The 14,104-nt window shown below is 57.8% G+C and carries 14 protein-coding genes; 10 read left to right on the top strand and 4 right to left on the bottom strand.

Annotation, left to right across the window (positions count from 1 at the left end):
* Position 1 precedes the first annotated feature (1 nt).
* Positions 2–433 (bottom strand): MarR family transcriptional regulator, encoded by a 432-nt coding sequence (locus tag Q0802_RS15570; RefSeq protein WP_298919907.1) that lies wholly within the window; start codon positions 431–433, stop codon positions 2–4.
* Positions 434–501: 68 nt separating this feature from the next.
* Between Q0802_RS15570 and Q0802_RS15565 the strand changes: the two genes are divergently transcribed.
* From Q0802_RS15565 to Q0802_RS15545, 5 genes are read left to right on the top strand one after another with little or no spacing between them, the layout of a single operon-like run.
* Positions 502–1,356 (top strand): FAD binding domain-containing protein, encoded by an 855-nt coding sequence (locus Q0802_RS15565; RefSeq protein WP_298919906.1) that lies wholly within the window; start codon positions 502–504, stop codon positions 1,354–1,356.
* Positions 1,353–4,088 carry a molybdopterin cofactor-binding domain-containing protein gene (locus Q0802_RS15560; RefSeq protein WP_298919904.1) on the top strand — a complete coding sequence of 912 codons (2,736 nt, stop codon included), beginning with the start codon at positions 1,353–1,355 and terminating at the stop codon, positions 4,086–4,088. Before Q0802_RS15565 ends, Q0802_RS15560 begins: the two co-directional genes overlap by 4 nt.
* Before the next feature lie 38 nt (positions 4,089–4,126).
* A complete protein-coding gene (locus Q0802_RS15555; protein ID WP_298920152.1) occupies positions 4,127–5,518 on the top strand; it encodes a 6-hydroxynicotinate reductase in 1,392 nt (463 codons plus the stop codon).
* A complete protein-coding gene (locus Q0802_RS15550) occupies positions 5,515–6,360 on the top strand; it encodes a UPF0280 family protein (protein WP_298919902.1) in 846 nt (281 codons plus the stop codon). Before Q0802_RS15555 ends, Q0802_RS15550 begins: the two co-directional genes overlap by 4 nt.
* Positions 6,353–6,934: an amino acid synthesis family protein gene (locus Q0802_RS15545; RefSeq protein ID WP_298919900.1), complete on the top strand. Its 582-nt coding sequence runs from the start codon at positions 6,353–6,355 to the stop codon at positions 6,932–6,934. Before Q0802_RS15550 ends, Q0802_RS15545 begins: the two co-directional genes overlap by 8 nt.
* Before the next feature lie 149 nt (positions 6,935–7,083).
* Here the strand turns inward: Q0802_RS15545 and Q0802_RS15540 are convergent, their stop codons facing one another.
* On the bottom strand, positions 7,084–7,821 hold the full coding sequence (locus tag Q0802_RS15540; RefSeq protein ID WP_298919898.1) for a Bax inhibitor-1/YccA family protein: 738 nt from the start codon (positions 7,819–7,821) through the stop codon (positions 7,084–7,086).
* 176 nt (positions 7,822–7,997) lie between these two features.
* Positions 7,998–8,213 (bottom strand): hypothetical protein, encoded by a 216-nt coding sequence (locus Q0802_RS15535; RefSeq protein ID WP_298919896.1) that lies wholly within the window; start codon positions 8,211–8,213, stop codon positions 7,998–8,000.
* Positions 8,214–8,333: 120 nt separating this feature from the next.
* On the opposite strand from Q0802_RS15535, the gene Q0802_RS15530 reads away from it, so the two are divergent.
* From Q0802_RS15530 to Q0802_RS15510, 5 genes are all read left to right on the top strand, one after another.
* A complete protein-coding gene (locus Q0802_RS15530) occupies positions 8,334–9,209 on the top strand; it encodes a LysR family transcriptional regulator (protein ID WP_298919894.1) in 876 nt (291 codons plus the stop codon).
* Between the two features lie 522 nt (positions 9,210–9,731).
* Positions 9,732–10,103, top strand: a complete 372-nt coding sequence (locus Q0802_RS15525) for a helix-turn-helix transcriptional regulator (protein WP_298919892.1) — start codon at positions 9,732–9,734, stop codon at positions 10,101–10,103.
* A gap of 97 nt (positions 10,104–10,200) precedes the next feature.
* A complete protein-coding gene (gene hisN, locus Q0802_RS15520) occupies positions 10,201–11,019 on the top strand; it encodes a histidinol-phosphatase (RefSeq protein ID WP_298919890.1) in 819 nt (272 codons plus the stop codon).
* The gene (locus Q0802_RS15515; protein WP_298919888.1) at positions 11,016–12,356 is read left to right on the top strand and encodes an 8-oxoguanine deaminase; all 1,341 of its coding nucleotides are present in this window, start codon (positions 11,016–11,018) and stop codon (positions 12,354–12,356) included. The genes hisN and Q0802_RS15515 overlap by 4 nt, the downstream gene beginning before the upstream one ends.
* Complete coding sequence (locus Q0802_RS15510) at positions 12,356–12,778, top strand: CAP domain-containing protein (RefSeq protein ID WP_298919886.1); 423 nt, start codon at positions 12,356–12,358, stop codon at positions 12,776–12,778. Before Q0802_RS15515 ends, Q0802_RS15510 begins: the two co-directional genes overlap by 1 nt.
* Positions 12,779–12,799: 21 nt before the next feature.
* Here the strand turns inward: Q0802_RS15510 and guaD are convergent, their stop codons facing one another.
* Positions 12,800–14,098 carry a guanine deaminase gene (gene guaD / locus Q0802_RS15505; RefSeq protein WP_298919884.1) on the bottom strand — a complete coding sequence of 433 codons (1,299 nt, stop codon included), beginning with the start codon at positions 14,096–14,098 and terminating at the stop codon, positions 12,800–12,802.
* Positions 14,099–14,104: the final 6 nt, after the last annotated feature.

The raw sequence follows: 14,104 nt of genomic DNA, 5'->3' as shown, positions 1-14,104 counted from the left end.
ACTAAACCAGCTTGCTCAGCAAGGCCTCGAAGGTTTTCGCCTCTTCTTCGGTCAGTGGTGCGAGGGTTTCGGTACGGGCATGAAGGGCCGCCACCAGTTCCGTTTCAAAAACAGACCGACCTTTATCCGAGAGCTCGACGAGCCGCATACGGCGATCTTTCAAGTCCGAACGAGATAGAACCAGACCCTTGGCCTTAAGCCGCTCGACCACACCTTTGATGGTGGCGCTGTCCATTGCGGTCAACCGTCCCAGCCTGTTCTGCGAAATGGCACCATGTTCGTTCAACCGCGCCAGGGCCGCAAACTGAGTGGGCGTCAGGCCCTTCACCAATTTCGAGAAAATAGCCACATGTCTCTGGTTCGCGCGCCTGAGGTTGAACCCGGCTTGCTCGGATAACTGGTACGCATCTACGTCTGATCGTTTTGAACTCATGTGATTTTATTGACAGCTTGCGCGCCCTGCCGCAACATCTGTTTGTATACGAGCAATCTCGGTGAATCATGTCGCACCCGGCGAAATACCTAAGACCGCCTGATTTGCAGCAGGCAATTCAGGCGCTGGCTGATGAAGATTTGACGATCGCCGCCGGATGCACGGACCTTTTCCCGGCGACTGACCGGAAATCCCTGCAGGGCCCGGTGCTGGATATTACCGCTATTCCGGCGTTGCGCGGAATTCGCCAGGATGACGAAGGCACTCAGATAGGCGCGACGACGACATGGCGCGATATTGCCACGGCCGATCTTCCTCCGTCGCTCTTTGGGCTGCAACTGGCCGCACGCGAAGTCGGGGCGCTGCAAATTCAGAACCGGGGCACGATTGCGGGCAATCTGTGTAACGCCTCTCCGGCGGCAGACGGCGTGCCACCGCTCCTGACTCTCGATGCAGAGGTCGGGCTTTGCTCGATCAGAGGCAGGCGCCAGATACCTTTGGCGCAGTTCATCACCGGCCCGCGCCAGACTGAGCGCCACCATGACGAGCTGGTAACACATATCTTCATCCCGAAATCGGCGCTTCAGGGTGCCGGCAGCTTTGTGAAGCTCGGGGCACGGAAATATCTTGTGATCTCCATCGTGATGGCCGCGACACGTATTCAGGTGGCGGATGGTCTGATCTTGAGTGCCGCGATCTCGGTCGGGTCTTGCGGACCGGTCGCGACCCGACTGCCTGCCTTGGAAGCGCATCTGACAGGACGCAGAGTTTCGGACGCATCTATCCCCCCTGCGTTGGTTGCAGAGACATTGCATCCCATTGACGACATCCGCGCCACCGCCGCGTACCGGATCGATGCCGCGACGGTATTGTTGCAGCGCATGGTCGGCGGCCTGAGGGCATCATCGGGATTGGTCGCATGACCGCGCATGAACAACACATTGAGCTGACGATCAACGGTGAACCCCAGGCGATATTTGTGGCACCGGGCATGCGACTGTCCGATGCATTGCGAGATCATGCAGGTTTGAAAAGTGTCAAATCCGGTTGTGATGCTGGTGATTGCGGTGCTTGCACGGTGTTGATCGATGGTGCCCAAAACTGCGCCTGCCTGATCCCGGCCATTCAGGCTGGCGGCAAGGACATAGAGACGCTGGAAAGGTCCGAGCCAGGGTTGCGTGGGCGATTGCAAGACGCGTTTCTGGCGCACGGAGCTGCACAATGCGGTATTTGCACACCCGGGATCATGATGGCCGCAATGGATCTGCTAAGAAACGTGCCCCGGCCCACCGAAGCGGAAGTCGAAACGGCGCTGGGCGGTGTTTTGTGCCGCTGCACCGGATACCGCAAAATCGTCTCTGCCGTGATGGCGGTCAATCTGGAGAGTCCGCCCGGGACAATGCCGGGCATTGGGCAGGCAGTTGGGGCACGCGTAACCCGGCTTGACGGCCGGGCAAAAGTGGATGGATCAGAGGTTTTTGGTGCTGACTATGTGCCGGAAGGCGCGTTGCTTGTCAGGGCGATACGGTCGCCGCATTTTCGTGCGGGATTCAGTTTTGGCGACATTGAAAGTTGGCAGGCGACCCGGCCCGGCGTGGAGGCTGTGCTGACAGCGCGGGATATTGAAGGTGAAAACGCCTTCGGGGTTATTCCACCGCTGGCGGATCAACCCGCTCTGGCGGAACATGAAGCGCGTTTTCTCGGTGAACCGGTTGCTCTCGTCGTGGGTGAAGCCAGCATCGTCGAAGCGCTCGATTTGACGGGTTTTCCTGTCAGCTGGACACCGCAACCCCACGTGCTGACCGAGCGCGATGGCGCTGCGGCCAGCGCGCCGCAGGTGCATGCAAAGCGGCCGGGCAATACGCTCATCCGCGGGAATGTCGTGTCGGGCCAACCAGAGAGCGCGCTTGAGCATGCAGCCCATGCCGTATCCGGCACTTTCAGGACCTCCTATGTCGAACACGCCTATATCGAAACGGAGGCTGGCGTCGGTTGGCTGGAGGAGGACACACTTGTGGTTCAGGCCTGCACACAGGCACCCTTCATGGACCGCAATGACACTGCCAAAGTACTGGGGCTGCCGCCAGAGAAGTTGCGGATCATTCCCGCTGCCGCGGGCGGGGGATTTGGTGCCAAGCTTGATCTCTCGGTGCAACCTCTTATCGGTTTGGCGGTGCTCAAGACCGGGAAGCCGTGCCGCATGGTTTTTACCCGCAACGAATCCATGCAGGCGACGACCAAACGCCACCCGGGCACCATGACAGCGACGATCGGCGCTGACGGGCAAGGCCGGATCACTGGGATGACTTTCCACGGCGATTTCAACACCGGGGCTTACGCCAGTTGGGGCCCGACCGTGGCGACACGGGTCCCGGTGCATGCCTGCGGGCCCTACAAAACGCCAAACTATCGGGCGACCAGCCGGGCAATTCATACCCACGGCCCGACAGCAGGGGCTTTCAGAGGCTTCGGTGTCCCACAGGCGGCAATCTGTCAGGAAATGCTCTATGATGAGCTGGCAGAGAAATGCGGTATGGATCGCCTCGCGTTTCGTCAATTGAACGCATTCACGGACGGGGACCAGACCCCCTGCGGACAGGTGCTTTCTGCGGTTGGGATCGCTGATTGCCTGCACCAACTCCAACCACACTGGGATCGGGCGTTGGCTTCCGCCCAGAGATTCAACAAAACGGCGAAGGAGAAACGCCGCGGTGTCGGGATCGCCTCGTGCTGGTATGGCTGTGGCAACACCGCGTTGCCAAACCCCTCGACGATCCGCATCGGCATCACGCCGCAAGGGCGTATTCGATTGCATCAGGGAGCAACAGATGTCGGCCAGGGCGCCAACACGGTTATCGCGCAGATTGCGGCCGACGCTCTGGGAGTGCCTCTGGCGGATATTGAACTCCTCGGGCCCGACACAGCCCTGACCCCCGATTGTGGCAAGACCTCGGCCTCGCGCCAAACCTATATCACGGGTAAGGCCGCTGAGGCCGCGGGCAGGGCGTTGCGGTCCCGCATCCTGCGTCAGACAAATTTTTCAGATGCCTCCGAAATCACCCGATCAGAGGGTGTGATCATCGTCCACGAAGGGGCGTCGACCCAGGCGATTGATCTCTCGACGATGCAGGTCGATGCCTTCGGATATGTGTTGAAGGCTGAAGAGACCTATGACCCTCCAACAACGCCGCTGGATGAAGATGGCCAGGGAACGCCCTATGCCGTCTATGGTTATGGTGCCCAGATCGCCGAGGTGGAGGTCGATATCCAATTGGGCACCACCCGGGTCCTCCGCGTAACGGCTGCGCATGATTTGGGGCGGGCGATCAATCCTCTTCTGGCCGAAGGTCAAATCGAAGGGGGCATTGCGCAGGGGCTGGGCCTCGCGTTGATGGAGGAGTTCATACCGGGACATACCGACAACCTGCATGACTATCTGATCCCGACCATTGGGGATATGCCTGAGGTGGTGTCGATACTGGTTGAGAAACCGGACCCTGAGGGGCCCATGGGGGCAAAGGGGTTGGGCGAGCATGTGCTGATCCCGACGGCACCGGCAATTCTGAACGCCATTCGCCATGCATCCGGGGCCAGAATAACCAAGGTTCCCGCCTTGCCGCATCGGGTTTTGGCCGCCCTGGGGCAAAACACGTGACGCGCCCTGAAAAGATCCGTTGCGATGCCTGCCCGGTGATGTGTTACATCGCCGACGGTCGGGCCGGTGCCTGCGACCGCTACGCCAATGAGGGTGGCAAGATCATTCGGTGTGATCCGCTGACTATTCTGGATCGGCGCGTAGCGAAGGGGGACGAGATCAAACCCTTTCTGGCGGCGGATTGGGACGGTCGCACAGCCTCTGGCGCGGATGTCGTGGTATCGGCAATTGGGGCCGGTACGACCTACCCCGACTACAAACCGGCCCCGTTTATCGTCAGTCGCGAGATCGAAGGTATTGATTGCGTCACGGTCGTGACCGAGGCGATCTTTTCCTACTGCGGTGTCAAAGTGAAAATCGACACAGACAGGCATTTGGGGCGCGAAACCGCCCAGGTGCGCAGTGATGGCGAGATCATCGGTCATGTCATGACCTCCGAGTACGGTTCGCAAATGCTGTCATTGGGGGGTGTGGATCATCTGACCGGCGGGTCGAAATCAGAAGGGCGCAAAACCTGTGATGCCCTTTTGCGACTTTGCAACAAGGAAGCGGTGGAGCTGGCCATTGACGGGGGCTCAACAGTGATCGTTCAGGCCGGGGCACCTCCCATCGTGGATGGCACGCCAGAGGATCGCATGCGTGTGGGCTGCGGTTCCGCAACAATCGGCATGTTTGCCTCGCAATGGAAGGGGCTCGTCGACGAGGTTGTCGTTGTGGATGATCACATCACCGGGGTTGTGTCCGAACATCAGGCGGGCAAGGTGATCGACTGGGCCGATACCGGTATTCGCATCCTTGGGCATCGATCAACCCCGGGGCGGTATTTCCGTGTGGCCGCACCAGGGATGGGATGGGGAGGCACCGACATTGATGATCCCCTGAGCATTCTTGGCTCGTGGCGGGAAGCCAAAGGCGCTCGGCCCGGGCTGAGCCTGTTGATGGTCTCCACCACGGGCGAACATTCCGCCTATTTTGTCCTCGATGACGATCTGGAACCCAAAGCCCAGCCGATGCCAACCGAGTTGCAGCAATCGGTCGATCTGATCGCGCAGAACTGTGAGCCCGCGTCATGTACCGTACTGTTCATGGGGGGCGCGGGGGGATCGCTCAGATCAGGTGTGACGCGCAATCCCATTCATCTCACCCAATCTGTCCAACGGGAACAAACCCGCGTGACCGTGGGTGGTGTGCCGGCCTATGTCTGGCCGGGTGGTGGCATCACCCTGATGGTTGATGTCGCTCAACTGCCGGATGGTGCATTTGGCTATGTGCCGACCCCGGCGCTGGTCGCGCCCTTGGAATTCACAACATCGCGCGCGGAATATGTGGCCTTGGGCGGGCATGAGACAGTGATCCGCGCGTTGGATGATGTTCTCGAAGCGGGTGGCGAATACGGCGCGGATAGCCGGATTTTGGGGGGTGCGGAATGACGGCCCGCCCCCAGGTTCACATGTTGCCGGATGACAGGCGCCTGCATTTGCACCACGGCCCCATTGATCTTATCATCGAAGCCTGGGGCAAGGACTGGCGCGCTGCCTATGAGGCTGCTGCGCATCGCTTTGAAGTGGTCCTGTCGGGTCTTGTCTCGGAATTGCCAAATCTGCGACGCCCCTTGACCGGACATACGCGTTTTGCCGACCCGATTGCCTGGCGCATGGCGAGGGCGGTGGCCCCGTTTGGGGCGGTTTACGTGACGCCTATGGCGGCGGTTGCCGGTGCTGTTGCAGATGAGATGCTCAAAGCCATGGTAGAAGATCGAAGTTTGACCAAAGCCTATGTCAACAATGGCGGTGACATTGCGTTCCATCTTTCCGAAGGGCAGGAATTCTCGTTGATGGGGCCTGCTGGAAAAATTCGCCTGGGGTCTCAGGACGATGCCCGGGGAATTGCAACATCCGGTTGGCGAGGTCGGAGCCATTCCCTTGGCATTGCGGACGCGGTGACAGTCGTTGCCAGCTCTGCAGCCCAGGCAGATGTTGCGGCGACGTTGATCGCAAACGCGGTTGATCTGCCAGGTAACAGGACGATCATACGGCAGCGCGCCTGCGAATTGTCACCAGATAGCGATCTGGGGGATCGTCTGGTGACCGTGGATGTGCCCCCTCAGCCTGAAGAAGACAAGAAAACGGCGCTGGATCGTGGCCAGAAGATTGCGCGCGCGCTGTGCGATCGTGGTCTGATCGACGGTGCGACCTTGCTGTTTCAGGGGCAGATGCGAAACGTCCAATCTGGGGTTAAAACCCATGCGCAGGAGATATTGAACGATGCCTGAATTCCGAATCCGAAAAATGCAGCTGATCGTGGAAGAGGTGCACCATGATGGTGGGCCCGCGCCTGAATCCAAGCGGCGTCTGGGCGCGATGATCGCTTGCGTGCACAACCCGTTCGCAGGTCATTTTGTGCCCGACTTACAACCTGCCATGGAGGATCTGAAACCGCTTGGATCAGAAATGAGTGAACGCTTGATCGCCGCCTTGGGAGGCAGGGAGGCGATTGATGGCTATGGAAAAGGCGCGATTGTCGGGGAAGCTGGGGAGCTTGAGCATGCAGCACTTTGGCATGTGCCTGGCGGCTACGCGATGCGCGGCCTGTTGGGACAGTCGAATGCGATTGTTCCATCCTGTATGAAACGCGGTGGTATCGGTTCGCGGTTGGATGTCCCGCTGGGGCATATCAATGCCGCTTACGTGCGGAGCCATTTCGACGGAATCGAAGTCGGCTTGCCTGATGGCCCGAAAGCTGACGAAATCGTATTCGCATTGGCGATGTCATGCGGCGGCCGTGTCCATAGTCGCATGGGTGGGTTGGAAAGCTGGCAGGTGACTGGCGAGGACGGGTTGCGGTAACGAGCGTTCATGCGGTGTGCGACGGGTGGACATCTCATCCGATCCGGCGCGATTGACAAGCGACCGAACGAACTCCAAGGAACGCAGCAAGAAAAAACCCGCTCAAATCGGAGTTTGAGCGGGTTCCTGGTACGAGGATTCGGGGGAGGTTATTCCCGATTTCCGAAGAGAGACAAGAGCATCATGAACATATTGATGAAGTTCAGATACAGGCTCAGTGCGCCCATGATCCCCGACTTTTGCAACCATTCCTGATCACCGTGGTGAGCGTGTGCCAGATAAGTGTTCTTGATGTTCTGAGTGTCATAGGCGGTCAGACCTGCGAAAATCAGCACGCCAATGGCCGAAATCGCAAACATGATCGCCGGTGAGCCGAGGAAAATGTTGACGATGGATGCCACGACCAAACCGATAACGCCCATGATCAGGAAACTGCCCCAGCCGGAGATGTCTTTCTTGGTGGTGTAGCCCCAGAGTGAAAGACCGGCAAAGGCAATCGATGTGATCAGAAATATCTGCGCGATCGAAAAGCCTGTGAAGGCAACGAAAATCCACGCAAGTGACAGGCCCATCACCCCTGCAAAGGCATAGAAGAACAACTGTGCCCCTGCGGCCGACAACCGATTGATTGCTGCTCCAAAGGCAAAAACCATACCCAGGGGCGCAAACATGATGATCCAGCCCAGTATGTTGGGTTGCAGAGTGATCGGATCGCGGAAGATACCAAGCAACCCGGGAGCCGTGCCAACAGCCCATGCGACCGCAAAGGTGATCAGCATGCCTACCGACATCGTCCCGTAGACTTTGTTCATATGGGCGCGCAGACCCTCATCGATTTGGGCGGCGCGGGATCCGGCCGTCGACCGGATTGTGTTCACGTCAGCCATTAAGACCTCCAATAGCAACTTTTTTATGCGCGTCAGACCCTCTGCGCGCTCTGGGCTAAATATCGGGGGCGGGGGCCGGCTTTTCAAGGTTTTTCGGTCAGGAATGTGCCCAAATGAGGCGAATTGCTTAACGTGGGGTTAGCAATTCGCCTCTCGGGCCACATGGGGGGTCAAAATCAAAGGTTTTTCCAGCCATGTGGGACATCCCAGACCGGCCTGCGCGCCTCGTCTTCGGCGGCTTCGGGCGTGATGCCCACGTCTTTCAATTGCCGCACGTCTAGATTCGCCAGATCACGGCGCGATTTTAGGAGCTTTCGCAGAGTGGAAAAGCTGTTGCCAAGAGCCCGGATTTCTCGGGGACGCGGTAAAGAAAAATGATCGATCATCGCCATGGCATATCTCCTTCTTCGTGATGATTGGTCCGTGTTTCATCAAAGTACTTGATGTATATGGGGGATCATGTATCATTTTAAAAACGAATGTTTGTGACTTCCTCCATCAAGGGCGTTGATATGAGAAACTTAGACATCACGACTTTGCGGTCCTTTGTGGCGGTCGCAGATGCAGGGGGGGTCACCCGTGCCGCCGGTTTTCTGCATCTGACACAATCGGCTGTGTCTATGCAGCTCAAGCGGCTGGAAGAGCTTCTGGGGTTGGAGTTACTGGATCGATCGGGTCGTACCATTGCCTTGACGGCGTCGGGGGAGCAATTACTGGTTTACGCACGCCGCATGGTCGCCTTGAATGATGAAGTTATCGGACGATTGACAGATCAGGCCTACGAGGGCGAGATCGTGCTGGGCGTCCCGCATGATATTGTCTATCCGGCCATTCCGCAGGTTCTCAAGCAGTTCCATGCCGCCTTTCCACGGGTGAAGGTGCATCTCGTCTCCTCCTATACCAGGGCATTGAAAGAACAGTTCGGCAGGGGAGAATGCGATCTCATTCTGACAACCGAGGCAGGGGCGGAGCCGGGTGCTGACACCCTTTGCCATAAGCCCTTGCGATGGATCGGCGCGCCAGGAGGGGCGGCATGGCGTCAATCTCCGTTGAAATTAGCCTTCGGCAGGCTTTGCACCTTTCGACCCCGTGTGGTGGAAGCGCTCGACAGCGCGGATATCGCCTGGGACGTGATTGTCGAAACCGAGAGTGATCGCACCATCGAAGCGACTGTAAGTGCGGATTTGGCGATCCATACCATGATCGAAGGAACTGAGCCCCCGCATCTTGAGCGTATCGAACATGGCGGTGCGTTGCCTGAATTGCCTATGCAGTTGATCAATCTGTACGGAGCACAGGTCCAGAAAGACCTCGTTCATGATACATTGGCTGATTTCCTGAGACGGGCATTTTGCAGTCCCGAGCCGGTGAAGCTCAAGGCAGTTTAGTCAAAATTTCGTGTTTTTGGCGAATATTTTCCCGACCAGATTCGCAATTTCAGGGCTTGATTGTCTCAATAATGTTGAAAATTAACTTTTGAAGTCGGCGATATTTTGCCAAAATTCCAATCTGTTGGACGGTTTTCGCCGATATTCTTGCGTAGAATTCATGCATTATCATGCGTCTTGGCGCGAGAAAACTGGGCAAAATCGTCACAAGATAAGACTGGCATACAACTATCGAGTGTGCTTAAGTGCCCTTATTGTAGGACTTAAGAAAAATTTTAGACGAAATACTTTACCATTTCATGAAACAGCAAAAACACTGAAAAGACTGGATAAGAAGACTTCAATTTAACAGGCACAGTCATCGCTTCACGGGAATGGGATGGGATTGTTATTGATCGAAACCCGATTTTCACTATTGTTTGTGTACGTAACAGTTCTGTGGTGATCGCGGCTAGGTTGTGCTGAAGACCGAAAGATCGAAAGATCACCTATTTTGACAAGGTAAATGCAAGGAATGCTCAGATGGTACATGTCGTAGATGTTCATGTTGGAAAGCGAATTCGCCAACGCCGTTGGCTTGTCGGGATGACCCAGCAGAAACTCGCAGAATGCGTTGGTATCAAATTCCAGCAGATACAGAAATATGAAACTGGTGCGAACCGCGTAAGCGCATCCCGTCTCTGGGATATTGCCGATGCGTTGGAGGTCGATGTCGCCTTTTTCTTCGAGGGGCTCAAGGCTGAAGAGAGCGAAGCAACCTCGCATGATGCGGTGCCGGCGGATATGATGGGCGACAAAGAAGCCATGGACTTGGTGCGCTCATATTATGCGATCCCTGAGAACCAGAGGCGCCGTTTGTTCGAGCTTGCAAGAGTTCTGAGCGACGTCGCCTGATCAGCCTTCTGACGCAGACTGGAAAAACGCAGGCGCGCGGTAGTTTTTGCTGCGCGCAAAGCTTGCCACGGGCCGCTCATGCTGGCAGGTCATGAATATGACAAAGCTGACCGATCATGCCGAACCCGATGACCGTTCCATTGACAAGACGGCACGGCTTTTAGCCGATGCGGCGGGTGATGCGATTTTGCCATACTTCCGGCGGATGGACCTCGCGTCGGAAAACAAGCTGGAAGACGGGTTTGATCCGGTTACGCAGGCTGACAAAGCTGCCGAACGTGCGATGCGTGATATCCTTTCTGAAATGCGGCCCGATGACGCCGTCCTCGGAGAAGAATTTGGAACGACGGCCGGCACCAGCGGGTTGACCTGGGTGCTTGATCCAATTGACGGCACGCGCGGGTTTGTCAGCGGGACGCCGACCTGGGGTGTGCTGATCGCCGTGGCTGATGCGAAGGGGCCATTCTACGGGCTCATTGATCAACCCTATATTGGTGAGCGCTTCGTTGGCACAAATGGCAAAGCCACGATGACGGGGCCACAGGGGGATGCAGTGCTGCGGACGCGGGCAACGCGTGACCTGTCCGAGGCAATTGTCTTCACAACCTTTCCCGAAGTCGGTAGCGCCGAAGAGGGCGCCGCCTTCCATGCAGTGGCAGAGAAAGCGCTGCTGACACGTTATGGAATGGATTGCTACGCCTATGCTTTGCTTGCCGCTGGTCAGATTGATCTGGTGATTGAGGCCGGGTTGCAAGCCTATGACATTCAGGCACCGATCGCACTGGTTGAAGCTGCCGGTGGCATCGTGACAGATTGGCAAGGTGGTCCGGCCCATGAAGGCGGGCGTGCGATTGCGGCTGCCAATGAGACGATCCACCAAAAAGCGCTGAACGTGATACAGGCACAGTTCAAATGACTGATTTGTTGCTGCGCAACGTGGATCATCTTTTGACGATGGATGATGATCGCCGCGAACTGGCGCAGGTGGACATATTGATCACCGATGGAGCGATCGCCGACATCGGCATCGGGCTCGAAACCTCCGGCGAGGTGATTGATGCCAGCGGTTGTGTTGTCACACCTGGCCTGGTGAATACGCATCATCATCTCTACCAGTCTCTGACGCGCGCGGTGCCGGGCGGGCAGGATGCTTTGCTATTTGGCTGGTTGCAGACGCTCTATCCGATTTGGGCAAAATTCACGCCTGAGCATATGTTTGTCTCGGCGCAGGTCGGTCTGGCGGAACTGGCGCTTTCGGGCTGTACGCTTAGCAGCGATCACCTTTACCTCTATCCGAATGGGTCGCGGCTAGAGGATACGGTTCACGCGGCCGCTGAGCTGGGGCTTCGCTTTCAGCCCACGCGCGGCGCGATGAGCATTGGTCAGTCGGCGGGTGGCCTGCCCCCTGACAATTTGGTCGAAAGCGAAGCTGCAATTCTGGAGGATTGCATTCGGGTCATTGATGGCTTTCATGATGCGTCCCACTCGTCCATGTGTCGCGTTGGGGTGGCCCCCTGTTCACCTTTCTCTGTCAGTCGCGAGCTGATGCGGGATGCAGCGCTTCTGGCGCGCGACAAAGGCGTCATGATGCACACGCATCTGGCCGAAAACGAAGAGGATATTGCCTATTCTCTGGAACAATTCGGCTGCCGCCCCGGCCAATATGCTCAGGATCTGGGTTGGGTCGGCTCAGACGTCTGGCATGCGCATTGCGTGAAACTGGATGCGTCCGAAATCGCACTTTTTGCCCGGACAGGCACCGGTGTCGCCCATTGTCCATGCTCCAATTGCCGCCTTGGCAGTGGCATAGCACCTGTCAAGGCGATGCGCGCGGTGGGTGTTCCGGTTGGCCTTGGAGTTGATGGGTCCGCCAGTAACGATGCGGGCAATCTGGTTCTGGAAGCGCGGCAGGCCATGTTGCTGCAACGTGTGGCAAAAGGGGCCGATGCCATGAGCGCGCGCGACGCGCTGGAAATCGCCACACGAGGCGGCGCGGATGTTCTGGGTCGCCCGGAATGTGGGCGTATTGCTGTGGGGTGCCGTGCGGATATTGCCGTTTGGGATGTTTCCGGTATCGAGGCGGCGGGCAGTTGGGATTCAGCGGCCCTGCTACTGGCCGGTCCAACCACGGTACGTGATCTGATTGTTGAGGGCCGTCAGATCGTTCGCGACGGGCAGGTCACGACGCTGGATTTACCTGCTGTGATTGGGCGACAGAACAATCTGGCGCGCGACCTGCGTGACGCCCTGTGATGCGGCTTTTCATCGCTGCATTGATGTGGATTTGGGCTGGTAGTGCCCTGGCCGATGCCGTCGCCACACAAACGCTGAACAGCTATCGTGCCGACAATGGGCGCTCTGCGTTGCGGTATTCGGAGCTACTTGAGGTGGCAGCGTCGCGTCATGCGCAGGATATGGCGGCACGGGATTTCTTTGATCATCGTGGCAGCGATGGCTCGGATGTGGCCGCACGGGTGACGCGCGCCGGGTACACATGGTGCATCGTGGCTGAAAACATCGCCAAAGGGCAGCGCTCCTTGCAGGAAGTCCTGCAAAGCTGGGCCAATTCGCGTGGACACAGGCGCAACATGCTGTCGCGGGAGGTCGAAGAATTCGCTCTTGTTCAGGCCCCCGGACATATCTGGGTGATGGTGTTGGCCGCGCGCAACTGTTGAGGGCTAATGGTTGGTTTCCGGTCACTTTGGCATGTGCTTTCGTCCCGCAATCCAGACATCGGCAATGGCCCGGTCATCGCCCATCATAATGGTTGGAAACAAGGCTTCCCAAATGTCCGTAGCGCGCTGGTTGCGCTGCGCAATCGCGGGGGTTGAGGCGAGGTCAAGGATGGTCAAATCCGCCTCAAATCCCGGTGCCAAGGTTCCGATGTTGTCCTGCAAGTGCAGGCTGCGCGCTGATCCGGCTGTGGCGAGCCACATCAGTTGCGCCGGATGCAGCGCCACGCCGCGCAATTGCGCGATTTCATAGGCGGCGGCCATTGTGCGCAGCATGGAAAAGGATGATCCGCCCCCGGTGTCGGTGGCAAGGCCGAGCGGGATGCCGCGTTTCGCCAGACCCACCACATCCATCAGGCCGGACCCGATAAAGCTGTTGGACGTCGGGCAATGCACAAGCGCTGCCCCGGTTTCAGCAAGGCGGTCAATTTCCCGTTGCGTCAGATGAATGGCGTGACCGTAAACCCCCTTGGACCCCAGCAGGCCATGCTGTTCATAGGTGTCCAGATAGTCGCGCGCCTGAGGGAAAAGACTGCGCACCCATTCGATTTCGGGCAGTTGCTCGGACAGATGGGTCTGCATCAAGCAGTCGGGGTGTTCGGACCAGAGCGCGCCAAGGGCCGCCAGCTGATCCGGCGTGGATGTCGGTGAAAACCGTGGCGTGATCGCGTATTGTGCACGGGCCTTTCCATGCCATCGGTTCAACAGGCGTTTGCTGTCGTCATAAGCGGATTGTGCCGTATCGCGCAGGCCCCCGGGCGCGTTGCGGTCCATGCAGGTCTTGCCCGCGACCGTGCGCAGCTTGCGATCCTGTGCGGCGTGAAAGAACGTATCGACGCTTTCTGGATGGATCGTGGCATAGGAGCACATGGTGGTTGTGCCATGCGCAAGAGCCAGATCCAGATATCTTGCGGCAATTTCACGGGCATACTCCGGATCGGAAAACCGCGTCTCTTCGGGGAAGGTATATGTGTTCAACCAGTCGATGAGTTGTTTGCCCCAACTGGCGATGATGGCGGTCTGCGGATAATGCACATGCGCGTCCACGAACCCCGGGCAAATCAGGTGCGGCCCATAGTCATGCATCTGCGCCAGCGGGTGATTTTTTCGAAGGGTTTCGGCATCTCCGACGGCGCGGATATGGCCGTTTTCGATCAGGACCGCGCCTGCGCTATTGATGGAAATCGCGTCTTGCCATGGCGTTTCAAACGGATTGCCGCGCGTTTCGAACATCTGGCCGAGAAGAAGATTTTGCTGCGTCATGCTCTC

The organism is uncultured Roseobacter sp. (assembly GCF_947495275.1).
Lineage (GTDB): Bacteria > Pseudomonadota > Alphaproteobacteria > Rhodobacterales > Rhodobacteraceae > Roseobacter.
The sequence above is the reverse complement of the archived record's forward strand: the minus strand, read 5'-3'. Positions and strand labels throughout refer to the sequence as shown.

Excerpts from the sequence above, each read along its gene's own strand:
- Q0802_RS15570 (WP_298919907.1), bottom strand. The coding sequence starts at position 433 with ATGAGTTCAAAACGATCAGACGTAGATGCGTACCAGTTATCCGAGCAA.
- Q0802_RS15530 (WP_298919894.1), top strand. The coding sequence starts at position 8,334 with ATGAGAAACTTAGACATCACGACTTTGCGGTCCTTTGTGGCGGTCGCA.
- Q0802_RS15525 (WP_298919892.1), top strand. The coding sequence starts at position 9,732 with ATGGTACATGTCGTAGATGTTCATGTTGGAAAGCGAATTCGCCAACGC.
- Q0802_RS15565 (WP_298919906.1), top strand. The coding sequence starts at position 502 with ATGTCGCACCCGGCGAAATACCTAAGACCGCCTGATTTGCAGCAGGCA.
- Q0802_RS15550 (WP_298919902.1), top strand. The coding sequence starts at position 5,515 with ATGACGGCCCGCCCCCAGGTTCACATGTTGCCGGATGACAGGCGCCTG.
- Q0802_RS15515 (WP_298919888.1), top strand. The coding sequence starts at position 11,016 with ATGACTGATTTGTTGCTGCGCAACGTGGATCATCTTTTGACGATGGAT.
- Q0802_RS15560 (WP_298919904.1), top strand. The coding sequence starts at position 1,353 with ATGACCGCGCATGAACAACACATTGAGCTGACGATCAACGGTGAACCC.
- hisN (WP_298919890.1), top strand. The coding sequence starts at position 10,201 with ATGACAAAGCTGACCGATCATGCCGAACCCGATGACCGTTCCATTGAC.
- Q0802_RS15540 (WP_298919898.1), bottom strand. The coding sequence starts at position 7,821 with ATGGCTGACGTGAACACAATCCGGTCGACGGCCGGATCCCGCGCCGCC.
- guaD (WP_298919884.1), bottom strand. The coding sequence starts at position 14,098 with ATGACGCAGCAAAATCTTCTTCTCGGCCAGATGTTCGAAACGCGCGGC.
- Q0802_RS15535 (WP_298919896.1), bottom strand. The coding sequence starts at position 8,213 with ATGGCGATGATCGATCATTTTTCTTTACCGCGTCCCCGAGAAATCCGG.
- Q0802_RS15510 (WP_298919886.1), top strand. The coding sequence starts at position 12,356 with ATGCGGCTTTTCATCGCTGCATTGATGTGGATTTGGGCTGGTAGTGCC.
- Q0802_RS15545 (WP_298919900.1), top strand. The coding sequence starts at position 6,353 with ATGCCTGAATTCCGAATCCGAAAAATGCAGCTGATCGTGGAAGAGGTG.
- Q0802_RS15555 (WP_298920152.1), top strand. The coding sequence starts at position 4,127 with ATGTGTTACATCGCCGACGGTCGGGCCGGTGCCTGCGACCGCTACGCC.